This is a genomic window from Rhizobium aouanii (assembly GCF_037002925.1).
Classification (GTDB): Bacteria; Pseudomonadota; Alphaproteobacteria; order Rhizobiales; family Rhizobiaceae; genus Rhizobium; species Rhizobium aouanii.
In genome coordinates, this window is sequence record NZ_JBAMYD010000003.1 from 169,194 (window position 1) to 191,161 (window position 21,968).

General features: G+C 60.6%; 21 protein-coding genes and 5 tRNA genes. 11 read left to right on the top strand and 15 right to left on the bottom strand.

Features of this window, described 5'->3' with window-relative positions:
• The first annotated feature begins 94 nt into the window (after window positions 1-94).
• A complete protein-coding gene (locus V8P77_RS06635; RefSeq protein WP_335911339.1) occupies window positions 95-529 on the top strand; it encodes a DUF2155 domain-containing protein in 435 nt (144 codons plus the stop codon).
• 90 nt (window positions 530-619) lie between these two features.
• Here V8P77_RS06635 and aat read toward each other — a convergent pair whose 3' ends face one another.
• From aat to V8P77_RS06660, 5 genes are all read right to left on the bottom strand, one after another.
• Window positions 620-1,234: a leucyl/phenylalanyl-tRNA--protein transferase gene (gene aat, locus V8P77_RS06640; protein WP_335911340.1), complete on the bottom strand. Its 615-nt coding sequence runs from the start codon at window positions 1,232-1,234 to the stop codon at window positions 620-622.
• Window positions 1,235-1,241: 7 nt separating this feature from the next.
• Window positions 1,242-2,597, bottom strand: a complete 1,356-nt coding sequence (gene accC / locus V8P77_RS06645; RefSeq protein ID WP_017960235.1) for an acetyl-CoA carboxylase biotin carboxylase subunit — start codon at window positions 2,595-2,597, stop codon at window positions 1,242-1,244.
• Between the two features lie 4 nt (window positions 2,598-2,601).
• Complete coding sequence (accB, locus tag V8P77_RS06650) at window positions 2,602-3,072, bottom strand: acetyl-CoA carboxylase biotin carboxyl carrier protein (RefSeq protein ID WP_017960236.1); 471 nt, start codon at window positions 3,070-3,072, stop codon at window positions 2,602-2,604.
• 20 nt (window positions 3,073-3,092) lie between these two features.
• Complete coding sequence (gene aroQ, locus V8P77_RS06655; RefSeq protein ID WP_335911341.1) at window positions 3,093-3,530, bottom strand: type II 3-dehydroquinate dehydratase; 438 nt, start codon at window positions 3,528-3,530, stop codon at window positions 3,093-3,095.
• A gap of 161 nt (window positions 3,531-3,691) precedes the next feature.
• On the bottom strand, window positions 3,692-4,450 hold the full coding sequence (locus V8P77_RS06660; protein WP_335911342.1) for a DsbA family protein: 759 nt from the start codon (window positions 4,448-4,450) through the stop codon (window positions 3,692-3,694).
• Window positions 4,451-4,662: 212 nt separating this feature from the next.
• On the opposite strand from V8P77_RS06660, the gene V8P77_RS06665 reads away from it, so the two are divergent.
• Window positions 4,663-5,820 (top strand): pyridoxal phosphate-dependent aminotransferase, encoded by a 1,158-nt coding sequence (locus V8P77_RS06665; RefSeq protein WP_335911343.1) that lies wholly within the window; start codon window positions 4,663-4,665, stop codon window positions 5,818-5,820.
• Window positions 5,821-5,857: 37 nt separating this feature from the next.
• On the opposite strand, the gene V8P77_RS06670 is transcribed toward V8P77_RS06665, so the two are convergent.
• Window positions 5,858-7,198, bottom strand: coding sequence for a tlde1 domain-containing protein (locus tag V8P77_RS06670; RefSeq protein ID WP_335911344.1), 1,341 nt, complete (start codon window positions 7,196-7,198; stop codon window positions 5,858-5,860).
• Between the two features lie 208 nt (window positions 7,199-7,406).
• Window positions 7,407-9,275: a PHA/PHB synthase family protein gene (locus V8P77_RS06675; protein ID WP_335911536.1), complete on the bottom strand. Its 1,869-nt coding sequence runs from the start codon at window positions 9,273-9,275 to the stop codon at window positions 7,407-7,409.
• A 150-nt stretch (window positions 9,276-9,425) separates the two neighbouring features.
• Between V8P77_RS06675 and V8P77_RS06680 the strand changes: the two genes are divergently transcribed.
• From V8P77_RS06680 to recJ, 5 genes are all read left to right on the top strand, one after another.
• Window positions 9,426-9,839 (top strand): SHOCT domain-containing protein, encoded by a 414-nt coding sequence (locus V8P77_RS06680; protein ID WP_131640206.1) that lies wholly within the window; start codon window positions 9,426-9,428, stop codon window positions 9,837-9,839.
• A 222-nt stretch (window positions 9,840-10,061) separates the two neighbouring features.
• Window positions 10,062-11,279 (top strand): LL-diaminopimelate aminotransferase, encoded by a 1,218-nt coding sequence (locus V8P77_RS06685; protein ID WP_131644041.1) that lies wholly within the window; start codon window positions 10,062-10,064, stop codon window positions 11,277-11,279.
• Window positions 11,280-11,340: 61 nt separating this feature from the next.
• Window positions 11,341-12,666, top strand: a complete 1,326-nt coding sequence (locus V8P77_RS06690; protein WP_335911345.1) for a homoserine dehydrogenase — start codon at window positions 11,341-11,343, stop codon at window positions 12,664-12,666.
• Window positions 12,667-12,829: 163 nt separating this feature from the next.
• Window positions 12,830-13,090 (top strand): hypothetical protein, encoded by a 261-nt coding sequence (locus V8P77_RS06695; RefSeq protein ID WP_335911346.1) that lies wholly within the window; start codon window positions 12,830-12,832, stop codon window positions 13,088-13,090.
• Between the two features lie 80 nt (window positions 13,091-13,170).
• Window positions 13,171-14,973: a single-stranded-DNA-specific exonuclease RecJ gene (gene recJ, locus V8P77_RS06700; protein ID WP_335911347.1), complete on the top strand. Its 1,803-nt coding sequence runs from the start codon at window positions 13,171-13,173 to the stop codon at window positions 14,971-14,973.
• A 49-nt stretch (window positions 14,974-15,022) separates the two neighbouring features.
• Here recJ and V8P77_RS06705 read toward each other — a convergent pair.
• The 5 genes from V8P77_RS06705 to gloA all read right to left on the bottom strand — a co-directional run bounded on the left by V8P77_RS06705 (window position 15,023) and on the right by gloA (window position 17,440).
• Window positions 15,023-15,097, bottom strand: a tRNA-Glu gene (locus V8P77_RS06705).
• A gap of 247 nt (window positions 15,098-15,344) precedes the next feature.
• Window positions 15,345-15,419, bottom strand: a tRNA-Glu gene (locus tag V8P77_RS06710).
• A 74-nt stretch (window positions 15,420-15,493) separates the two neighbouring features.
• Window positions 15,494-15,568 (bottom strand) — tRNA-Glu (locus V8P77_RS06715).
• Window positions 15,569-15,765: 197 nt separating this feature from the next.
• Complete coding sequence (locus V8P77_RS06720; RefSeq protein WP_335911348.1) at window positions 15,766-16,833, bottom strand: YcbK family protein; 1,068 nt, start codon at window positions 16,831-16,833, stop codon at window positions 15,766-15,768.
• A 166-nt stretch (window positions 16,834-16,999) separates the two neighbouring features.
• On the bottom strand, window positions 17,000-17,440 hold the full coding sequence (gene gloA, locus V8P77_RS06725) for a lactoylglutathione lyase (protein WP_335911349.1): 441 nt from the start codon (window positions 17,438-17,440) through the stop codon (window positions 17,000-17,002).
• Window positions 17,441-17,635: 195 nt separating this feature from the next.
• On the opposite strand from gloA, the gene V8P77_RS06730 reads away from it, so the two are divergent.
• Window positions 17,636-18,214: a cold-shock protein gene (locus V8P77_RS06730; RefSeq protein ID WP_012757289.1), complete on the top strand. Its 579-nt coding sequence runs from the start codon at window positions 17,636-17,638 to the stop codon at window positions 18,212-18,214.
• A 1-nt stretch (window position 18,215) separates the two neighbouring features.
• Window positions 18,216-18,704 carry a DUF192 domain-containing protein gene (locus tag V8P77_RS06735; protein ID WP_335911350.1) on the top strand — a complete coding sequence of 163 codons (489 nt, stop codon included), beginning with the start codon at window positions 18,216-18,218 and terminating at the stop codon, window positions 18,702-18,704.
• A 63-nt stretch (window positions 18,705-18,767) separates the two neighbouring features.
• On the opposite strand, the gene V8P77_RS06740 is transcribed toward V8P77_RS06735, so the two are convergent.
• Window positions 18,768-18,844, bottom strand: a tRNA-Pro gene (locus V8P77_RS06740).
• Window positions 18,845-19,486: 642 nt separating this feature from the next.
• Between V8P77_RS06740 and V8P77_RS06745 the strand changes: the two genes are divergently transcribed.
• Both V8P77_RS06745 and V8P77_RS06750 read left to right on the top strand, forming a co-directional pair.
• Window positions 19,487-19,792, top strand: a complete 306-nt coding sequence (locus tag V8P77_RS06745; protein ID WP_003539138.1) for an ETC complex I subunit — start codon at window positions 19,487-19,489, stop codon at window positions 19,790-19,792.
• A 57-nt stretch (window positions 19,793-19,849) separates the two neighbouring features.
• Window positions 19,850-19,926: transfer RNA gene (locus tag V8P77_RS06750), tRNA-Arg, on the top strand.
• Between the two features lie 280 nt (window positions 19,927-20,206).
• On the opposite strand, the gene V8P77_RS06755 is transcribed toward V8P77_RS06750, so the two are convergent.
• Together V8P77_RS06755 and V8P77_RS06760 are read right to left on the bottom strand one after the other, a co-directional pair.
• A complete protein-coding gene (locus V8P77_RS06755; RefSeq protein WP_335911351.1) occupies window positions 20,207-21,436 on the bottom strand; it encodes an RDD family protein in 1,230 nt (409 codons plus the stop codon).
• A 185-nt stretch (window positions 21,437-21,621) separates the two neighbouring features.
• Window positions 21,622-21,954: a hypothetical protein gene (locus V8P77_RS06760; RefSeq protein WP_335911352.1), complete on the bottom strand. Its 333-nt coding sequence runs from the start codon at window positions 21,952-21,954 to the stop codon at window positions 21,622-21,624.
• Between the last annotated feature and the right edge of the window lie 14 nt (window positions 21,955-21,968).

Consider the following 21,968-nt stretch of genomic DNA (forward strand, 5'->3'; position numbering starts at 1 on the left):
CAAGACCCGGCTTTTGGCCACAATTGACCTTTACCCGCAGGTTGGCTGCGCTTGACCGCGGCCGTGAACTGAAAATGTCTGGAGACGGGTACATATGAAGCTCTTCACGCGGAACATGGTGCTGCGTGCCGCCGGATCGCTGCTGGCGCTCTCGGCCCTGCTTCCGGCGGTTGCGGCAAATGCCGCACGCATCGAAAATCCGGTTGCCGTCTTCTCCGGCCTCGACAAGATCACCGGCCGGATCACGACCTTCGACGTCTACGTCAACGAGACGGTACAGTTCGGCGCATTGCAGGTGACACCGAAAGCCTGCTATTCGCGCGACCAGTCGGAAGCACAGAAGATCGACGGTTTCGTCGAGGTCGACGAGATCACCCTCGACCGCAAGATCCGCCGCATCTTCACCGGCTGGATGTTCGCCGCCAGCCCCGGCCTCAACGCTGTCGAGCACCCGATCTACGACGTCTGGCTGAAAGACTGCAAGGCAAACTCGGATGTCCCGGCGCCTGACGGCGCCAAGGCGAAGTAACTGCGTCTTCGCTGGTCTGCCGCATCTTCCTCAACCCGGCGTGTGGCAAGGGGCGATGTTGTCTGCCGGATTTTACTCTGAAAACGATCCTCAGAATTCCAGATGCGGCGATTCCATCGCCGCGGCAAGCATCGCGGCATAATCGGCCTTCGGAACGTCGATCGCTCCGAACGTCTTCAGGTGCTCGGTGGTGAACTGGGTGTCGAGCAGGGTGAAGCCCCTTTCCCGCAGCCGGTCGACCAGATGAACGAGGCAGATCTTCGAAGCATCCGTCCGGCGCGAAAACATGCTTTCGCCGAAGAAGGCCGAGCCGAGCGAGACGCCGTAGAGGCCGCCGACCAGTTTATCGCCCTCCCAGGCTTCGACGGTATGGGCATGACCCATGTCGAAGAGCGTCGCGTAAAGCGATCTGATCGTCTTGTTGATCCAGGTGCTCGGGCGCCCGGATGTTTCCTCCGCACAGGCGGCGATGACCTGATCGAAAGCGTGATCGAAACGGATCTCGAAGGGTTTCTTGCGCACTGCCTTGGCAAGGCTTTTCGACACGTGGAAATGGTCGAGCGGCAGCACGCCACGCAGTTCCGGTTCGACCCAAAAGATCTCCGGGTCATCGGCGGATTCGGCCATCGGGAAGAGGCCGATGGAATAGGCGCGCAGGAGAACGTCAGGGGTTATGCCTGGTGACTTCCTGCGCGATCCTGCCATTCCTGTCCTATGCCGCTGGTGTGTTGGCGAGGTAGTCTTCCAGCCAGTGGATGTCATAGTCGCCGTTGGCGATATCCTGGTTGGAGACGAGATCCTGGAACAGCGGCAGCGTCGTATTGATGCCGTCGACGACGAATTCGTCGAGCGCGCGGCGCAGCCGCATCATGCATTCGACGCGGGTACGGCCGTGCACGATCAGCTTGCCGATGAGGCTGTCGTAGTAGGGCGGGATCTTGTAGCCCTGATAGGCACCGGAATCGATGCGCACGCCGAGGCCTCCCGGCGCGTGGAAATGCGTGATCGTGCCGGGCGAGGGCACGAAGGTGCGCGGGTGCTCGGCATTGATACGGCACTCGATGGCGTGACCGGAAAAATGCACCTCGTCCTGCGTCACCGAGAGACCGCCGCCGGAAGCGACGCGGATCTGCTCATGCACCAGGTCGATGCCGGTGATCGCTTCGGTGATCGGATGCTCCACCTGCAGACGGGTGTTCATTTCGATGAAATAGAACTCGCCGTTTTCGTAGAGGAATTCGATCGTGCCGGCGCCGCGATATTTCAGCTTCTTCATGGCGTCGGCGCAGACCTGGCCGATCTTCATGCGCTGCTCGACGTTGAGTGCCGGCGAATTCGCCTCTTCCCAGACCTTCTGATGGCGCCGCTGCAGCGAGCAATCGCGCTCGCCGAGATGGATGGCATTGCCTTCGCCGTCACCGAACACCTGAATTTCGATGTGGCGCGGCTTGCCGAGATATTTTTCCATATAGACGGCATCGTTGCCGAAGGCGGCTGCCGCTTCCGTGCGCGCCGTCGACCAGGCCTCGATCAGGTCAGCCTCGCTCTTGGCGACCTTCATGCCGCGTCCGCCGCCGCCGGCCGTGGCCTTGATCAGCACGGGATAGCCGATTTCGGCGGCCGTCTTCAGCGCATCCTCCTCGGTCTTCACTTCGCCGTCCGAGCCCGGAACGACGGGAATGCCGAGTTCCAGCGCCGTTGTCTTGGCGGTGATCTTGTCGCCCATGATGCGGATATGGTCCGCCGTCGGCCCAATGAAGGTAATGCCGTGGGCTTCGAGGATATCGGCGAACTTGGCATTCTCCGACAGAAAGCCGTAACCCGGATGCACGGCGTCAGCGCCGGTGATCTCGCAGGCGGCGACGATCTGGTGGATGTTGAGATAGCTCTCGCGCGAGGAGGGCGGTCCGATGCACACACTTTCGTCGGCAAGGCGCACATGCATGGCATCGGCGTCGGCGGTGGAATGAACCACGACGCAGGCGATGCCGAGCTCCTTGCAAGCCCGGAGCACGCGAAGGGCGATTTCCCCGCGATTGGCGATGAGGATTTTCGAAATCATGGGCATCGGCCTATTCGATGACGACGAGGGCTTGGCCGTATTCGACGGGATGTCCGTCATCGACGAGGATCTCGGTCACCTTGCCTGACTTCGGCGAGGGGATCTGGTTCATCGTCTTCATCGCTTCGATGATGATCAACGTCTGGCCTTCCTTGACGGTTGCGCCGACTTCGATGAACGGCCGCGCGCCCGGCGCCGGCGCCATGTAGACGGTGCCCACCATCGGTGCATTGACGACATTGGCCGGGTTACGGCTGGGAGCTGCGGCAGGCGCAGCAACGGCCGCCGCAGCGGCGGCTGCGGGCGCGGCATAACCAGGTGCTGCGATCGGCGCCTGGACGTATTGCGGCGTGCCGGCGCGCGAAACGCGGATGCGCAGGTCGTCCTGCTCGACCTCGATCTCCGTCAGATCCGTTTCGTTCAGAATATTGGCGAGATCGCGGATCAGTGCCTGGTCGATACCCGATTTCTTTTCAGCCATGGTGTTGCCCTGTCTTCTTCTTATGCCGTGATGTTCTTCAGCGCGTGGAGCGCCAGGATGTAGCTATGAGGCCCGAAGCCGCAGATCACGCCTTTGCATGCCGGGGCGATCATCGACTTGTGGCGGAATTCTTCCCGTGCATGCACGTTGGATATGTGGAGCTCGACGACGGGAATGGAAATCGCGCGGATCGCATCATGCAGTGCGACCGATGTATGCGTATAGGCGCCCGCATTGATCGCAACGCCCACGGCCTGTTCCTCGGCCTCGTGGAACCAGTCGACCAGCACGCCTTCGTGGTTGCTCTGGCGGAAATCGATATCAAAACCGAGTTCGCGGCCTGCGGCCTTGCAGTCCAGCTCGATGTCCTTGAGCGTCTTGCCGCCATAAATGCCAGGCTCTCGTTTGCCCAGCATGTTCAGGTTGGGGCCGTTCAGGACAAAAATCGTTTGCGTCATCGAATGTTCCGTAAAATGTACGACGGCAACCTATAGACTCCGCGAAGGCTGAATGAAAGCCCTTACGGATTGCCCAGCGGCAATCGTGCCACATTTGTCCACATGGTTGAAACACTTCGATTTTGGCGATTAGATGGGCTGACGGTCGGCGCTTTAATTACTCAGCAGGCGGTCTTGCCGCAGCTGCGCATGTTCTTGACCTTGGCTTCGAGATCGTCAAGCCCGACGGCGCCGGGCACCATTTCGTTGCCGATCACATAGGAGGGCGTGCCGCTGATGCCGAGACTGGAGGCAAGCCGGTAGGTTGCCTGGACTATACCGTCATTCGGGCTCTTTGCGATCTCGGCGCGGATCTTGTCCTCGCTGACGCCGAGCGAGGCAGCGACCGCGACCGCTGTTTCGTCAGAGGCACGGCCTTCGGTGCCGAGAAGGGCGACGTGGAAATCGGCATATTTCTCCGGCGCGAGCTTGCGGAAGGCGTCGGCCACCTTGTGGGCGGCGATCGAATCCGGCCCGAGGATCGGGAATTCCTTGAGGACGAAACGGACGTTCTTGTCCTTCTTCAGCATCGCCTGCATGTCGGGAAGCGCATGGCGGCAGTAGCTGCAATTATAATCGAAGAATTCGACGACGGTGACATCGCCCTTGGGATTGCCGAGCGTGACGTCGTTCTTCGATTCGAAGATGTCGGTGCTGTTCTCTTCGATCGCCATATTGGCCTTCACCGACCGCTGGGCCTCCTGCTTCTTCTGCAGCGCATCCTGGACTTCCAGCATGATCTCGGGGTTCTCGAGCAGGTATTGCTTGATGAATTCGCCGAACTCCTTCTTCTGCTGGTCGTCGAGCGCTGCCGCCGGAAGCGGAAGGGCGATCGATGCGGCAAGCGCCAGTGCGGTGAAGGTCTTCGGGAAGAATGCCATGATATCCTCGTCATCGGCGATATGGTCGTCTCTTCGTCGAGAAGACCCGTCGCCGGGTTAATGGACTTGAATGCGTCGCGTCAAGGTACGGTGCGTTCGGTTCTGCTCAAATCAGAATTTTTCATCCCCACGCGGCCCTCGCGGGATTGTGATGAGCCGATTAATGCGGCAATTGTCGGGCCGTCATTGCAGAAGCTGAGCGAGAAACGATCTTGTTTTCCATATCGAAACGCAGCGAAGTCGAGCCTTTTCACGCCATGGACGTCCTGGCGGAGGCGACGAAGCGGCGTGCGGCCGGCCATCCGGTGATCTCGATGGCGGTTGGCCAGCCCTCGCATCCCGCACCTCTAGCGGCCCTCGAAGCGGCGCGCGCAGCCCTTGCCGAAGGTCGGATCGGTTATACCGATGCGCTGGGGACGGCGCGGCTGAAATCGGCGCTCGCCTGGCACTACAAGGATCGCCACGGCCTGGAGATCGATCCCAGACGCATCGCCATCACCACCGGTTCCTCGGCCGGCTTCAATCTCGCCTTCCTGTCGCTCTTCGATGCCGGCGATGCCGTGGCGATCGCAAGACCCGGTTATCCTGCCTATCGCAATATCCTGGGCGCGCTAGGGCTGAAGGTTCTCGAAGTGCCGGTAACGGCCGAGACCCACTTCACCCTGACGCCGCAAAGCCTCGAAGCGGCGCAGATGGAAAGCGGCATGACGCTGAAAGGCGTACTGCTCGCAAGCCCCGCCAATCCGACTGGCACGGTGACTGGCCGCGATGGGCTGAAGGCGCTTTCGGATTACTGCGCGGCCCATTCCATCGCTTTCATCTCCGATGAAATCTACCACGGGCTGACCTTCGCCGGCGAGGAGGCGAGCGCGCTGGAACTGACCGACGAGGCGATCGTCATCAACTCCTTTTCCAAATATTATTGCATGACCGGCTGGCGAATCGGCTGGATGGTACTGCCGGAACGCCTGGTTCGGCCGATCGAGCGGGTGGCGCAGAGCCTCTATATATCCCCGCCCGAGCTCTCCCAGATCGCGGCCACGGCCGCTCTCAGCGCCGGCGCCGAGCTCGATCATTACAAGGCCAGTTACGCCGGCAACCGCGATTTGCTGATGCGGCGACTGCCGCAGATCGGGTTTTCGATCGCTTCGCCGATGGATGGCGCCTTCTACGCCTATCTCGACGTCACCCGCTTCACCAATGACAGCATGGGCTTTGCCAAACGCATGCTCGCGGAAATCGACGTCGCCGCAACGCCCGGTCTCGATTTCGATCCGCTGGAGGGAAATCGAAGCCTGCGTCTGTCCTATGCGGGCTCGCAGGCGGAGATCGCCGAGGCGGTGGAGCGAATCGCAGCCTGGTTGAAGTAGCGTCCGCTGCCGGGCAGGCGGCAGTGCTCTCCAATCCTCAGCTGCGCCGCGAAAACAGCGAGGCAAGTGTCGAAGACGGTTTGTTGTTCAGCCGCGGCACCACCACGAGCTGCTTGATGTCGCCGCGCTTGTAGGCGGCGAGGAAGCGGCGGTAGTCCTTGAAGGAGACGCAGCCGTTGGAATCGCCGTTCTTGCCGAGCATGTAGGTGTGGGCAAGCAGGCCGACACGGTCATAGATGGCGTCCGAACCCTCGATCGGCGTCAGCCGCAGCGCCTCGACGCCATGGAAAAGGCTCTCGCGCATGGTGAGAACATAGGTGTGCGGCGGCGTCGGTCCGCGCATCTTCTTGTTGGCGAAACGCGGCTTGTCGCGCATCTTGCCGAGCCCGGAATGGGCCTCGAGCCGCTCGCCGTTCGGCAAATAGACGATGCTGTTTTCGATATCGTAGATCGCCACGCCTGCGCGCAGTTTCGGCGAGAAGACCGGCTTGTCGTAGCGCGGCACTGCATCGTCCTCGTCATCCTCGATCGGCGAGTTCGGCTGGGCATAGGCAAGCACAGGCTCGCCAGAGCGCTCAGAGCCCTTGGAGGCCGGTGTCGGTTTGCCGATGAGTCCGTCAGGACGCGCCATCGGCAGCGGCACCGAACCTTCGTCCGGCGCCAACACGAGATCGAAGGGTGGCGCGTCTTCCGCGGCGGCGACAACCACCGGAGCTGGTTCCGATGCGGGAATGGAGGCCGTTTTGAGGGGAGATGCGGTTGGCTCGACCGGAGCCGGCGCGATTTGCCGGGATCCGGCATCGGCAAGAGCCAGCAGGGTCGGGAGTTCGGCTGCGGCGACGGCTTCTTTCGACGGAACGATGATCCGGTCGCCGTCGTCTTCTTCCGTCTCTGCCGAGGCGAGCTCGACCGGCGCCGCCGCAATCACATCATCCTTGCGGAATTTGGCGCTGTCGGAGATCGCCGCCACGACCGACTGTTCGGCAGCCATGGCGAGCCGGTTGTTTTTGGCGAGAACCGCAAGCGCCGTTGCCGCGGCGGCGGTCTTTTCGGCATGGGATTGGATGAGGGTCGCGGTCAGAGGGACCTTCGGCTTCGCATCGAAGGCGGCCAGCCGGTCGGCCTTGCCGACATGGATCAGCCTCTCATGGCTCGGTGAAGGCGCCACCTTCGGCGCGGTCGCCATCTGTGCTAGGCGATCCGGCGGAGAATAGGGAGTGGCAATCGAGTGCATCGTCGCGAAGGTCGCGATCAGCCAGGTGGAGGTCAGAAATCCGGCGCCGACAACACCGTAAAGGAAACCGCGAGATCTGCGCCAACGGAAAGCAGATCCGCCAAGAGGGGTGACGTCATCGAACGTCCCGACCGCACACGCCATACTAAACTCGTCTTTCAAACTCGCTGCGCAGGCCGGCGGCACTGACTGACTACACTTCGCCGGGGGCCGGTACAGGCGCAAATGGGCCGAATTTAGACCACCCACGACGTCCGACTGTCTCGCAAGGATGACGAATTATGGTTTCTAATTTGTTTACGCGGCGTCGCTCTTTCTTTCGACGTCTCAAAAAGAGATGCGTTGGGCCTTCTCAGGCGCGCTCCATCACATAACTTCCCGGCGCTTCCTCGATCGCGTTCAACGCATCGCCGCCGGGTTTGCGCGCCGGCACGCGTCTGCCGTCATGCGTCTCAATCCAGGCCTGCCAATGCGGCCACCATGATCCTGGAGTCTCCGTCGCGTGCTCGAGCCAGGTCTCGTAGTCTCCCTTGGCGGGGCCGCCCGTCCAGAATTGATACTTCTTCCTGTCGGGGGGATTAACGACGCCGGCGATGTGTCCGGAGCCGGTCACGACGAATTCCACCTTGCCGCCGAAGAACCGGCTGCCGAGGAAGACGGACTTGGCAGGGGCGATGTGATCCTCGCGGGTGGCGAGATTATAGATCGGGATCTTCACGTCCTTCAGCGACACGGGCTTGCCGTCGAGGATCATCTCGTTCTGCGTCAGCGCGTTCTTGAGATAGCAATTGCGCAGGTAGAAAGCATGGTTTGCCGCTGCCATGCGGGTCGAATCGGCGTTCCAGAACAACAGGTCGAAGGGCAGGGGATCCTGGCCCTTGAGGTAGTTGTTGACGAAATAAGGCCATATCAGCTCGGAGGCGCGCAACATGTTGAAGGCCATGGACATCTTCGTGCCGTCGAGATAGCCGGCCGCCTGCATATGCTCTTCGAGCGATTCAAGCTGCTCCTCGTCGACGAAGACCTTGAGGTCGCCGGCATGGGTGAAGTCGACCTGGGTGGTGAAGAGTGTGGCGGTCTTGATGCGCTTGTTCTTCTCCTTGGCATGCAGTGCCAGTGTTGCCGCAAGCAGCGTGCCGCCGACGCAGTAGCCGACGGCGTTGACGTCCTTTTCGCCTGTCGCCTTCTCGACCGTTGCCAGCGCGAAATCGATGCCCTCGCGGGCATAGGCCGCCCAGTCCTTGTCGGCGTGGCGCGCATCCGGGTTGACCCAGGAAATGACGAAGACCGTCTGACCCTGGTCGACGCACCATTTGATGAAGGATTTTTGCGGGTTGAGGTCGAGAATATAGAATTTGTTGATCCAGGGCGGGCAGATCAGCAGCGGCCGCTTCAGCACGGTTTCGGTCGAAGCCTCGTACTGGATGATTTGGCAGATGTCGTTCTGGGCGATCACCTTGCCTGGCGTCAGCGCCATGTCGCGGCCAACGGCAAATTTCGTCATGTCGGTCTGGCGAAGACGAAGGTCGCCATGTCCAGCAGCGATATCCTCGGCCAGCATCTTCATCCCGCGCACCAGATTGGCGCCGCTGGTCGCGATCGTCTCGCGGTAGAGCTGCGGATTGGTGGCGATGAAGTTGGTCGGCGAAAGCGCTGCCGTGATCTGCTTCACGTAGAAGCCGGCCTTGTGTTTGGTGTGCTCGTCGAGACCATCGGTTTCCGACACAAGCTTTTCTACCCAGTCGGTCGTGACGAAATAGACCTGGCGAAGAAAATCGAAGAACGGATTCTTCTCCCAATCCTCGTCCGAGAAACGCTTGTCCTTGCGGGTGTCCGGCTCGGGAGGCGTGGGATCGCCCTGCATGCCGCGCGTGCCTTGCATGCGCTGCATCGAGCGCATCCAGATGCCGAAGAACGAGGACATCAGCTGCGTTTGCGCCTCGAAGGTGCGGCGCGGATCAGAAATCCAGTATTCGGTGACCTTGGAAAGCGTCTTGACCATGTCGGTCATCGGATCGACGGTGCTTTCGGTGATCTCGCCGCGTTCGCGCGGCGCAAGCCAGGCTGACGCTGCTTGTCCGAGATTTTCGAGCGCCCGGGCGAAATTCATCGCCATGGCCTCAGGATCCTTCAACAGATAGGGATCGAGATCGGTCGCGTCGAAGCCGGCCTTTTCGCCATTCTTTTGGCCGCCATTCTCCTGCTTGCTGTCGGTCACCATTTCCTCCGGCGGCAGCACCACTCTTTTTATCCATTCGTTGTACATCGTGATCGAACGAGAAAACAAGTTCCACCCGCATCGGCTCATGCTATTGCTTTGTGGCTGCGACAAATTTAACAGTCGAAGCAGTCAAAACTGGATTTTTGAGGCATGACGAAGAACGGCATTCGGCGCATCGCAACCTTCAACCGCACCGCACTGATCTGCGCCGCGGCGGCGATGGCCCTTGCCGGATGCAATCTGACGGCGGAACAAAAGGCCGCAGCCGCCGCCAAGCGAGCGGCACCGACCGCCGTCGTCATGCCGGCCACCAAGGGCGAGGCGGCCGAGGGCGGCCTTGCAAAATACCCGGACGGCTATCCGAATTTCGGCGCGCCGCTGACCGCCGCCAATGTGCAGATGAGCGACGAGCAGGCGGCCGACCTGCAGCATCAGCTGACGGCACTTGCCGCCCGGCGCAAGGCAGGCGCAATCTCGGAAGCCGAATATCAGGCCAAGGTCGCCGAAATGCGGCGTCTCGCCGCCGAGCACGGCACCGATACGCTGTCTGAAATCTCCAAATAGACCTTGCCTTTCAGGCAATTTGGACGCAAAGCCTTCGGCAAGGATCGGAAGATACAATTTTCCCGATAAAGCGCGTTACGCGGCCTTTCCGTCAAAGAATCGCCGCGTCGCTTGGGTCTGATGAAATACGGCGTTGCGATTCTGAAGTTCGTGTCGCAGCCGCCGGGAGACGGAACGAACTTCGACTGCGGCCCGAAATGCCGCCTTTCCATGGGGAATGAGATGGAAGAGTTTCACAAAGTCCGGCGTTTGCCGCCTTATGTTTTCGAACAGGTCAACCGTTTGAAGGCAAGCGCGCGAGCGGGCGGCGCCGATATCATCGATCTCGGCATGGGAAACCCCGACCTTCCCACTCCCCAGTCGATCGTCGACAAGCTTTGTGAGGTCGTGCAGGATCCGCGCACGCACCGCTATTCCTCTTCCAAGGGCATTCCGGGCCTGCGCCGCGCCCAGGCCGCCTATTATGCCCGCCGTTTCGGCGTCAAGCTCAACCCGGATACCCAGGTGGTCGCCACCTTGGGCTCCAAGGAAGGCTTCGCCAACATGGCGCAGGCAATCACCGCGCCTGGCGACGTGATCCTCTGCCCGAACCCGACCTATCCGATCCACGCCTTTGGCTTCCTGATGGCGGGCGGCGTGATCCGCTCCATGTCGGTCGAGCCGGATGAGAGCTTCTTCGAACCGTTGGAACGCGCCGTCCGGCATTCGATCCCGAAGCCGCTGGCGCTGGTTCTCAATTATCCCTCGAACCCGACGGCCTATGTCGCGACGCTCGATTTCTACAAGGACGTCATCGCCTTTGCGAAAAAGCACGACATCATCGTGCTTTCCGACCTTGCCTATTCGGAAATCTACTTCGACGGCGCCCCGCCGCCGTCGGTTCTCGAAGTGCCGGGCGCAATGGACGTGACCGTCGAGTTCACCTCGATGTCGAAGACCTTCTCCATGCCCGGCTGGCGCATGGGCTTTGCGGTCGGCAATGAGCGGCTGATCGCGGCGCTCACCCGCGTCAAATCCTATCTCGACTACGGCGCCTTCACGCCGATCCAGGTGGCGGCGACGCATGCGCTGAACGGCGATGGTTCCGACATTGCGGAAGTCCGTAACGTCTACAAGCGCCGTCGCGACGTCATGGTCGAAAGCTTCGGCAAGGCCGGGTTCGACGTGCCGCCGCCGGCTGCGACGATGTTCGCCTGGGCGAAGATCCCGGAAAAGTTCCGTCATCTCGGTTCGCTGGAATTCTCCAAGCTGCTGGTCGAGAAGGCCGACGTCGCCGTTGCCCCGGGCATCGGCTTCGGCGAAATGGGCGACGACTACGTCCGTCTGGCACTTGTCGAAAACGAACACCGCATCCGCCAGGCTGCGCGCAACATCAAGAAGTTCATGTCGACGGCAGACGAGACGATGCACAACGTCATCTCGCTGAACGCACACCGCTAATCCAACTCTCGGGCAGCCGCGTCCGGCGGCTGCCGCCACACAGATATTTCAGGATCGATCTATGGCAGATGCCCTCAAAATCGGCATTGCGGGCTTGGGCACCGTTGGCGCCTCGCTTGTCCGCATCATTCAGCAGAAGAGCAACGAGCTTGCCGTTACCTGCGGGCGTCCGATCACCATCACGGCGGTCTCAGCACGTGACAAGGCGAGGGACCGCGGCATCGATCTTTCCACTGTTAGCTGGTTCGACCGGCCGGAGGAGCTTGCCGAAAAGGGCGATATCGACGTCTTCGTCGAGCTGATGGGCGGCGCCGAAGGCGCGGCCAACATCTCCGTGCGCGCTGCACTCCAACGTGGTCTCCATGTAGTGACAGCCAACAAGGCGCTGCTTGCCTATCACGGCGTCGAGCTTGCGACGATCGCCGAGGAGAAGGGGTCGTTGCTGAACTTCGAGGCGGCGGTCGCCGGTGGCATCCCGGTCATCAAGGCGCTGCGTGAATCGCTGACGGGCAATTCCGTCTCGCGCATCTACGGCATCATGAACGGCACCTGCAATTATATCCTGACCAAGATGGAGAAGGAGGGGCTTTCCTTCGCCGAATGCCTCAAGGAAGCGCAGCGGCTGGGTTATGCCGAGGCCGATCCGGCCTTCGATATCGAGGGCAACGACACGGCCCACAAGCTTTCCATTCTGACGACGCTCGCCTTCGGCAATCAGATCGCGGCCGACGACATCTATCTCGAAGGCATCACCAACATCTCGATCGAGGATATCCACGCCGCTGCCGAGCTCGGTTATCGCATCAAGCTCTTGGGCGTTGCCCAGCGCACCGATACCGGCATCGAGCAGCGCGTCCATCCCACAATGGTGCCGGTCGATTCGGTCATCGCCCAGGTCGACGGCGTCACCAATGCGGTGGCGATCGAATCCGACGTGCTCGGCGAACTGCTGATGGTCGGCCCCGGCGCCGGCGGCAACGCCACGGCCTCGTCGGTGCTTGGCGATATCGCCGATATTGCCAAGAGCCAGCCAGGCGCCCAGCGCGTTCCGGTGCTCGGCCATCCGGCAACGACGCTGGAGCCCTACCGCAAGGCGCAGATGCAGAGCCACGAGGGCGGCTATTTCATCCGCCTGACCGTGCTCGACCGCACCGGCGTCTTTGCCAGCGTCGCAACCCGCATGGCCGAAAACAACATCTCGCTGGAATCGATCGTCCAGCGCTCCAAGCAGCATCTGGCGCCATCGCACCACCAGACGATCATTCTCGTCACCCATGCGACGACGGAAGAATCTGTGCGCAGGGCAGTCGTCTCGATCAAGTCGGAAGGTTATCTCTTCGGTGAGCCGCAGGTGATTCGCATCGAGCGGCCGAAAGAGGAAGGCTGACCTCTTTTTTTGCCATAATCCCGGATGGCTGACCCGCTCTGTGCACGCAGGGCGGGTTTTTGTATTGCCTGTTTAGCCGCTCTCACGAAAACTTATATTAACAGATACCGAAACATTGATATAAATAAGCCGGGAGAGGGAGTCGCCGGCTTTGGAGAATTTCGTGAACAAGGACAGCCATGCCGGGAAGGGGTATGGTCGCCCGGAAGAGGAACCTCCCGATCATCCGGGTGTGTTTAAAGAAGTCCCCGAGACGAACCGTAACAAGGTTCGTGACCACCCGTCCGACGAGGCCTCGAATGAGGCCCATGACGACGACGAAAGCCCGGAAGGTCGTAACTGGGCCATTCTTCTCACCCTCTTCTCCGTCATCCTGGTGCAACTAGGCGGCATCGCCCTGATCGTCTGGGCAGTATTCTGGTAAAAATCCGTGTCTGCAAATCCATCGCTATGTTATCTCCGCTGCTCCTGTAGAAAGAGCAGATGAAGTCAGCGGAGTATGGCATGGCAGATCTCGTCGACCCGGTACAGCGCGCGTTTCTCGGTGTGGAGAAATCCGCGCTCGACAATCGCTGGGTCGCACGGCTCGACCAGGCCGGGCAGAACCGCGCGCTGGCCATGTCGCAGATCCATGGATTGCCGGATCTCATCGCCCGGGTGCTCGCCGGGCGCGGCGTGACGGTAGACGAGGCGATCGAATTCCTCGACCCGACGATCCGCAGCCTGATGCCCGATCCTCATAAGCTGACCGACTGCGAAAAGGCCGCGACCCGCCTCCTGCGCGCGATCGAGCGCGGCGAGAGCGTGGCCATCTTCGGTGACTACGACGTCGACGGCGCAGCCTCCTCGGCGCTGATGTTTCGCTTTCTCAGCCATTTCGGCGTCAGGGCGAGCATCTATATCCCCGACCGCGTCTTCGAAGGTTACGGTCCCAATCCGGCGGCGATCAACCAGTTGATCGACAACGGTGCTGAGCTGATCGTCACCGTCGATTGCGGCTCCACCAGCCACGAGGCGCTGGCCGCCGCTGCGGCGCGTGCTATCGATATCGTCGTCATCGATCACCACCAGGTGACACATGAGCTGCCGCCCTGCCATGCGCTGGTCAACCCGAACCGCGAGGACGATCTCTCGGGGCAGGGCCATCTTTGCGCGGCCGGCGTCGTCTTCATGGTGCTAGTCGCGACGCTCCGGCTGCTGCGTGCGGCCGGCAACAAGCGCATCCTGGCGCTCGACCTGCTGCAATGGCTGGATATCGTGGCTCTTGCGACGGTCTGCGATGTCGTGCCGCTGAAGGGCCTCAACCGCGCCTATGTCGTGAAGGGTCTGGTCGCTGCCCGCCACCAGAGCAATGCCGGACTGGCAGCACTGTTCCGCAAGGCGGGGCTCGCCGGCCCGGTGACGCCCTATCATTTCGGCTTCCTGATCGGCCCGCGCATCAATGCCGGTGGGCGGATCGGCGACGCGGCACTCGGAAGCCGGCTGCTGACGCTCGACGATGCTGGCGAGGCTGATGTGATCGCGCAGCGCCTGGACGAGCTCAACCGCGAACGCCAGGCGATGGAGGCGATCATGCTGCAGGAGGCCGAAGCCGAGGCGCTTGCCGAATATGGCGATGGCGAGGGCGCCTCCGTCATCGTTACCGCCCATGAGAAATGGCATCCCGGTATCGTCGGGCTGATTGCGGCGCGGCTGAAGGAGAAATTCAAACGGCCCGCTTTCGCGATCGCCTTCGATCCCTCCGGCCGCGGCACCGGCTCGGGCCGCTCGATCAACGGCTTCGATATGGGCAGGATGGTCCGGGCTGCGGTTGACGAGGGGCTGCTCGTCAAGGGCGGCGGCCACGCCATGGCCGCGGGTCTGACGGTCGAGCGCGCCGATCTTGGCAGGCTAAGGACCTTCTTCACGGAGAAGGCCGCAAGAACGGTTGCCGGCCTCGTCGCCAACGAAACGCTGAAGATCGACGGCGCGATCGGCGCAAGCGGCGCTACCCTCGAACTCATCGATCGCCTGGAGGCCGCCGGCCCCTACGGCTCCGGCCACGCACAGCCGCTTTTTGCCGTGCCGGCGCATAGGGTGCGAGACGCCCGCCTGGTCGGTGAGAAACATGTGAAGGTGACGCTGGAGGCCATGGACGGATCGCGGCTCGACGGCATCGCCTTCCGCGCCGCCGATACGGCGCTCGGCAATCTTCTCGTCAATTCACGCGGCGCCAGCCTGCATGTCGCCGGTTCGCTCGGTGCCGACCATTACCAGGGCGCACGCCGCATCCAGCTCCGCGTCTGCGATGCTGCGCCGGCGAAATAGAGCAGTCGCGCAAGAGTGCTGACGATGGGAAGTCTCAAAGGAGAGAAAGTGGTACGCCCTAGGGGAGTCGAACCCCTCTTCCCAGAATGAAAATCTGGTGTCCTAACCGATAGACGAAGGGCGCTTCCTTCGTGGTGGCGCCCTTATAGTCAGCACCTTCGAAGGCCGCAAGCGCCAAGGCGCGAAAAAATCATCGTTTTCGCCGATTTATTTGCCGCTGTGGAAAATCGAGGCGCAGGCTACGGCGGAGCGGAGAAAAATCAAACCGGCGGGCTAGAATGGGCGACGTCGCGCGAACCAGAAGGGTTCTCCTCGACGGGACTGATAGCGCCGGCCGACGTCGATCGAATGACGACGGCCTATCATCGGGATGGTACGCCCTAGGGGAGTCGAACCCCTCTTTACAGAATGAGAATCTGTCGTCCTAACCGATAGACGAAGGGCGCAGGCAGCCTCGTTAAAATAGGAGTGCGCGCTGGCTTCTGCAAGCGGAAGTGTTGGCTTCTATATGGAGAGAAAGTGGTACGCCCTAGGGGAGTCGAACCCCTCTTCCCAGAATGAAAATCTGGTGTCCTAACCGATAGACGAAGGGCGCTTCCTTCGTGGTGGCGCCCTTATAGTCAGGCGTTTTGAATCCCGCAAGCGGAATTGCGGTTTTCTTTCAAAAAAATGACAGGAAATCCGAGTGTGTTCGAGAAGCCGATTATTGAAACCGAATCAATAGGCTGCCGGTTGTTTCTTTAACGAGACGAGGTGCAGCTGCCGTAACGTAATGCTGAAATCGCGCGGGTGTCAGATCGCTCTTGCCGTCGTTATCGGTGTGCGCTTGCCGCCGCAGCCCCAGTTCCAGTCACGGGTTTTGCCGGTATCGAGGTGAACCGAATCCGTGTGGCAGTAGGTGCCGACGCCGCCGCGGTCCGGAAGCGAGCGGATATAGGCGGCGATATCCCATTTCGTCACGCCGTCGATCTGGATGTCGGCGGCCTCGCAGCTCTTGTGCATCGATTCGTCAGCGCCGCCGACGAGGCGGTTGTGCTCTTCGTCGCGATAGCCGGAGGTGACGATAACAGGCCGGCCGAAATAACTTTCGACCATCTTGATCACTTTCAGCAGGTCGGGCTTGAAGCAGCCGACCTCGACCTTTTCGTTCTGGAGATGCAGCCCGTTCGGCGCGATACGCGTCATGCCGGGCAGGGCCGCCTTGTGCAGCAGGCCGGAGAGGCTGCCGAGCAGGTTCTGCTTCGGCGCGCTGTAGAGCGCGTTCATCGTCGAGGTCGGAATGCTGGCCGTCGCCAACGATGCCGTCTGCACGGGCGCAAGCTGCGTGCTGCTATTCTGCGAGGATTGCTGCGGCAGCACTGGCTCCACCGGCTGTGTGGGCACGGGCGGTTGGCTGTAGACGCTGCTTCGCGCAGGTGCTGCACCTTCCACCGGCACATAGGCCTGCGGCTGAATGACGGTGGACGTGCTGTTGTTCTGCGGCGCCGGCTGATGATCGGAAAAGATGCTCATCGCCTGCGCGTTGATCCGGGTCGACTGCAGGACGAGCCCGCCAATATTGGCAGGCGCCGCCATTGCCGAGCCGGCGGGCGGGGCGGCTGCATTCGGATCTTGTGCCACGACCTGAGGCGCGCCCTGGACGCCGGAGACGTTGACGAGCCGGGGGTCGGTATAGACCGAACGTGGGGCAGGGCTTGCAGGCGCTGCCGTGGCCAGCTGCGGTGCTGCTGCCGGCACAGCCTGAACCACCGCCGCCGAATCGAGCGCCTTCTTGTCCGACGCACAGCCGGACAGTGCCAGCACCGAGGTGGCGATCAGCAAAGCGCCCGTCACGGGCATCCGCATCTGCATGTTACGCAAGCGACAGTCTCCAGTTGATGCGGAAAATAGGCGACAAACGCTTCTCTTCCGCTTCGAGTCGCCAGGAGATTGCCTGCGGCGTGGGATGGCGGCAAGCGCCGAGGCGCCGGCCGGACCCGAAATCGAAAAAACCACAAGCCTCGCAAAAGCCTTGCGGCAAAAACCCTTACCAGGCGCCGGTATTGCCCATCGAGGCCCAGGGCTCAGTGGTCGGAAGCGGGCTGCCCTTCTGCAGGATTTCGATCGAGATGCCATCGGGCGAGCGAACGAAGGCCATGTTGCCGTCGCGCGGCGGCCGGTTGATGGTGATGCCGTTGTCCATCAGATTCTGGCAGGTCGCGTAAATATCGTCGACCTCATAAGCGAGGTGGCCGAAATTGCGTCCTCCGCTATAATCTTCCGTGTCCCAATTGTAGGTCAGCTCGAGGCAGGGCGCTTTTTCGCTGCGCGCACGGTCGAGATCGTCGCGAGCAGCCAGGAAAACCAGAGTGAAGCGGCCCTTCTCGTTTTCGTGGCGGCGAATCTCCTCCAGCCCGAACAGCGTGGTGTAAAAGGTGAGCGAGGCGTCCAGGTCTTTGACGCGAACCATTGTATGAAGATAACGCATTCTATTTACTCCTTTATTGGGGCTAGCTTTTTTCGGCGAGCCGAGGTCAGCTTCGGGCAAGTCATCTTTATAAAATGTGCACCTGGGAATAACCGAAAACTAGGACTTGCGCTTATCCGTTACCAAGATGTTAATCTTGATTTCAAGAATCAGTTAACCGTAACAGTGTGACGCGTATTCGAGGGGCTGGCGACAATGGCTGACAGGATTTCATCGAACGAATACTCCGACCTCGACGAGCTATCAGGAGAGGCGGTCGATCTTGTTGAAATCACCGGCGTCGTCAAGTGGTTCGACGTCGCCAAGGGTTTTGGCTTCATCGTGCCCGACAACGGCATGCAGGATGTTCTCCTGCACGTGACCTGCCTGCGCCGCGACGGTTACCAGACGATCCTCGAGGGGACGCGCATCGTCGCCCTCATCCAGCGCCGCGAGCGCGGCTATCAGGCCTTCAAGATCCTCTCGATGGACCAGTCGACCGCGGTTCATCCCTCGCAGCTGCCGCCGGTGCGCACCCATGTGCAGGTCACCGCGACGAGCGGGCTCGAGCGTGCGCTGGTCAAGTGGTTCAACCGCACCAAGGGCTTCGGCTTCCTGACGCGCGGCGAGGGCACCGAAGATATCTTCGTGCATATGGAGACGCTGCGCCGCTTCGGCCTGACGGAGCTGCGCCCCGGCCAGGTGGTTCTCGTCCGCTTCGGCGACGGCGAAAAGGGCCTGATGGCCGCAGAGATCCATCCCGACGTTCCGAGCCCGGCAAGCCGGTCGCACTGACATGCGCGGCCTAATCCTATTTGATGCTATCAGAAGCGCCATATTGGCGCTTTTTTTCATGGTGGCGCTGCCGGCGTTGGCTCAAGAGGAGATGCGGTTCGACAAGGAGCCGCTGCTCATCCAGACCGCTGCGGGCAAGGTATTGCATTTCACTGTCGAAATCGCCGCGACCCCGGATCAGCGCGCCCGCGGATTGATGTTTCGCAAGGTGATGGCCGATGATGCCGGCATGATCTTCGATTTCGACCAGCCGCGGCGCGTCACCATGTGGATGGAAAACACCATCCTGTCGCTTGATATGCTTTTTGCCGACGACACCGGCACGATCCGCCACATCAAGGAAAAGGCAGTGCCCTATTCGCGCGACATCATCGATTCGATGGTTCCGGTGAAATACGTCGTCGAACTCAACGCCGGCATCGTCGCCAAACTGGGAATCAAGCCCGGCGACAGGATCGTCAGCGCCACGACAACGAAGAAGGCGAAGTGACGGCGCGCGACCACGAGCAGGGGTGCGGCTGTCAAGGAATTCAACAATATCGGGATATTTGAATGGTCGGAGTGGAGAGATTCGAACTCCCGACCCTCTGGTCCCAAACCAGATGCGCTACCAGGCTGCGCTACACTCCGTGCCGTGAATGGCAGGGGAGATACACGGTTCACTTCGCCGTCGCAACCCATAAATCCAGCTCTGGCCGAAGATTCCTCGCCGGACCTGTGGATGCAAGACAGAAAAATCTTGATAGGCCGCCAGCCTGCTTGCCGGGCGCACGAGTTCGGTCCGCCTGGCGCAATTGTACGTCAGCACAAGGCTACCTTAGCCGTGGGCGATCAGGCCGATATATTGGGCGTAGCTGATGACAACGTAGAAGAACGCCGTGATGCTAGCGCCTATGACAATGGCATTGAACTCCGCCGAACGTCTCATCATGAGCTGCAAATCCACTGAAATCGATTGAGCCGTAAACTAGTGCCGAGGGAAGGCAGCGGCAATCAGGTTGTGATCACAAGGTGAGACAAGCGGAAATATTGCGAAATCCGGCCGGCAATCACCGGATTTGAAAGGGAGGCGGTGTCGGCCGTCATGCGAACGGAGTCGGCAGCCGTGTCGCACTCCGCCTTTTTTCTTGAAAAAGCGGGGATTCGCGGCTAAGCAAAATTCATCTCTTGGCATTATCCTCAGCGATGATGCCAAGGCCCGAGAACGGGCCGGCAACGGGATTGAGACCATGAAAGGCGGGCGCTGCCCGCATAGTCGGAGACGCTGCAGTCATGTCTGCCAAGATCTATCGTCCAGCCAAGACCGCCATGCAGTCCGGCAAGGCCAAGACCCATCTCTGGGTGCTTGAATACGATCAGGAGTCGGCGCGCAAGATCGATCCGATCATGGGCTACACTTCCTCGGGCGATATGCGCCAGCAGGTGAAGCTCACCTTCGAAACGCAGGAACTCGCCGAAGCCTACGCCCAGCGCAACGGCATCGAATACCGCGTCATCGCGCCGAAGGATCCGGTCCGCCAGGTCGTCGCCTATCCGGACAATTTCCGCTATACCCGCACGCAGCCCTGGACGCATTGAGATTTCTGGTCCAGATATGCCGCATCCGGTCGCGCTCCCTGAACGCGACCGCCGGACGGCCCCTTAGCTCAGCTGGATAGAGCACCTGCCTTCTAAGCAGGTTGTCGCAGGTTCGATTCCTGCAGGGGTCGCCACCATCTTACGCAGCGCCAGATACGTCTGGACAGCCTTCAAGATTACCGGACTCTACGCCCACATACGTCTGGCCTCTCGGTCCGCCGGAAGATCCGGCGTCGCTTCTGGCAGATCGACAGCTTTATCCGCGCGACGGCCTGCGTTACAGCCGCCTGTGTTCACGCGCGCCGTCCGCTGGGAGCACCCGCTGAACATTGTCGATATTACATCCACAATGAGCACAGGAAAGGTTAGATCTTGCCGAGGCTTTATGGGCAATAACACGGCATTTCGATATGCTCAGTTTGCCGTCCCGAACATTGCTTGCACAAACTTGTCCTTCTCGGCCGATTGCGCGGGTGAATTACCCCTTGCGAACATCAGTGTCCTCCATGCGTCACGGCCGGCAACGACAATGGTCACCTCGACGTTGGCGTCATTGAAGTTTACGGACTTTCCTGTGGCTCGCAGAGCGGGTATCCCCTGAACAGTGACTGGCTTCCATTCAGTGGTGATGCTGATGTCTGAGGCGATCGCCCTCTTGATCGCATCCGCATAGGCGGCGGGCTCGATTCCTTCGGACGGAAACTGCTCGTAACCGAGTATAGCCTCGGCGAGTAGGTCGTTGGAGGCGAAGTAGAAAGCTCGGCCGCTATTGGTGGTCATTTCCTTCGCCTGCCAGGTCTTTCCGATGATTGCTGGTTTCTTCGTCACAGGGTTGACCCATGTCTGGGTGCCGACGAGGTTTCTGGAGGCCTCTTGATCCTCGACCCGCAGGACGATGTTGCCCGTGAACAGGGCCATGACGACCACGATCGCCGTTCCAAGCCGCATTTTCGACGGATTGGCGACGACCGGAGGATTGCCTTCGTCGTAGCTTGCGGTCTTACCTTCCGCGAGGCGGCGGTATTGGTGGATTTGCGTGAAGAGGGCGACGAAGGGTATGCCGAGACCCAGGCCGGCGACCCACACCTTGAACTCTCTACCGAGGAAGAAGCCGATGCGGTTGCGGTCAACGGGAACAGGTACGCGCACACCTACGATAGCCTTGCCGGGCGTATAACCCGTTGTGATCATGCACAGGGCGAGGAATAGGGTGACGAGCGGTAGCAGAAGGAGACCGAATAGGCCGGTGTTCATCGTGACAATCTGTAAGTAGACGTCCGGCGCATACAAGACCGCCAGGAGGACGGTACAGAACCCGAGTAGCGGCACAAATATGAGATTGTCGATGAACCTCGCCCAGAAACGAGGCCATGGTCGAGACGTGATGACCACGCCTTCTCCGCCTACACGCGGTTCGAAAGCGGGCGGTGGTCGCTTAGAAAGCTGGACGACAGGCAAAGGTGGCGGCGCAACGAAGGCTGACGCAAACTCTGGATGTTCGGAGGCTCGTTGCCATGCGTCCATTCCCTCATGCCACAGGTAGATTTCGCTTGTGATCTGCCCGCTTTCGATGAGTTCTCGAAGTTCGTCTTCGCCAACAGGACCCTTTTGATTCTGTCCGACCGCATAATACCAATCTGCCATGCTCTAGCCCCCATGCCCTTGACGGCAACAATTAGCAAGAGCGTAGAGCATCGTAAAGTTGCAGCAAGACGATAAGGTAAACGCCGATCGCAATGCCGGTACACCAAGATCGGCTCGTTGCTACTTAAACGACTTTGGGCGGACGGCTTGCGAGCCTGACAGCGCAAGCCGGCGGCGCATCCTGTTTAGCGACCTTGAAAAATTTTGATCAGCTTCGGAGTGGGCCGGTGGCGTTTGATGTCAACGACGTCGTCATAGGTGGCGCGACCGGAAGCGAGCGCTGCGACAAATCGATTGCAGCCAACGCGCGCAGCGTCTTTATCCGACGTGTTTGTCAAAAGGCCGAAGTTGCGAGTGGTCCTTCCATCGAAGCCCCTCACGCATTCTTTGACGGCTTCATTTCTCGCTCTCGCGCTGCCCTGCAGCAATGTGACGAGAGCATCATAGTCCTGACGCGTCGGCGTGCAGGCAGTAAGCAATCCCATGGCAATCAATACTGTTAGGATACCAGCGCGCATTATTATATTATTCC

What these genes read in the sequence shown, in the direction of transcription:
- V8P77_RS06635 (WP_335911339.1), top strand. Translation starts at nt 95, where the DNA reads ATGAAGCTCTTCACGCGGAACATGGTGCTGCGTGCCGCCGGATCGCTG.
- aat (WP_335911340.1), bottom strand. Translation starts at nt 1,234, where the DNA reads ATGGCAGGATCGCGCAGGAAGTCACCAGGCATAACCCCTGACGTTCTC.
- accC (WP_017960235.1), bottom strand. Translation starts at nt 2,597, where the DNA reads ATGCCCATGATTTCGAAAATCCTCATCGCCAATCGCGGGGAAATCGCC.
- accB (WP_017960236.1), bottom strand. Translation starts at nt 3,072, where the DNA reads ATGGCTGAAAAGAAATCGGGTATCGACCAGGCACTGATCCGCGATCTC.
- aroQ (WP_335911341.1), bottom strand. Translation starts at nt 3,530, where the DNA reads ATGACGCAAACGATTTTTGTCCTGAACGGCCCCAACCTGAACATGCTG.
- V8P77_RS06660 (WP_335911342.1), bottom strand. Translation starts at nt 4,450, where the DNA reads ATGGCATTCTTCCCGAAGACCTTCACCGCACTGGCGCTTGCCGCATCG.
- V8P77_RS06670 (WP_335911344.1), bottom strand. Translation starts at nt 7,198, where the DNA reads ATGGCGTGTGCGGTCGGGACGTTCGATGACGTCACCCCTCTTGGCGGA.
- V8P77_RS06675 (WP_335911536.1), bottom strand. Translation starts at nt 9,275, where the DNA reads ATGGTGACCGACAGCAAGCAGGAGAATGGCGGCCAAAAGAATGGCGAA.
- V8P77_RS06680 (WP_131640206.1), top strand. Translation starts at nt 9,426, where the DNA reads ATGACGAAGAACGGCATTCGGCGCATCGCAACCTTCAACCGCACCGCA.
- V8P77_RS06685 (WP_131644041.1), top strand. Translation starts at nt 10,062, where the DNA reads ATGGAAGAGTTTCACAAAGTCCGGCGTTTGCCGCCTTATGTTTTCGAA.
- V8P77_RS06690 (WP_335911345.1), top strand. Translation starts at nt 11,341, where the DNA reads ATGGCAGATGCCCTCAAAATCGGCATTGCGGGCTTGGGCACCGTTGGC.
- recJ (WP_335911347.1), top strand. Translation starts at nt 13,171, where the DNA reads ATGGCAGATCTCGTCGACCCGGTACAGCGCGCGTTTCTCGGTGTGGAG.
- gloA (WP_335911349.1), bottom strand. Translation starts at nt 17,440, where the DNA reads ATGCGTTATCTTCATACAATGGTTCGCGTCAAAGACCTGGACGCCTCG.
- V8P77_RS06730 (WP_012757289.1), top strand. Translation starts at nt 17,636, where the DNA reads ATGGCTGACAGGATTTCATCGAACGAATACTCCGACCTCGACGAGCTA.
- V8P77_RS06735 (WP_335911350.1), top strand. Translation starts at nt 18,216, where the DNA reads ATGCGCGGCCTAATCCTATTTGATGCTATCAGAAGCGCCATATTGGCG.
- V8P77_RS06745 (WP_003539138.1), top strand. Translation starts at nt 19,487, where the DNA reads ATGTCTGCCAAGATCTATCGTCCAGCCAAGACCGCCATGCAGTCCGGC.
- V8P77_RS06755 (WP_335911351.1), bottom strand. Translation starts at nt 21,436, where the DNA reads ATGGCAGATTGGTATTATGCGGTCGGACAGAATCAAAAGGGTCCTGTT.
- V8P77_RS06760 (WP_335911352.1), bottom strand. Translation starts at nt 21,954, where the DNA reads ATGCGCGCTGGTATCCTAACAGTATTGATTGCCATGGGATTGCTTACT.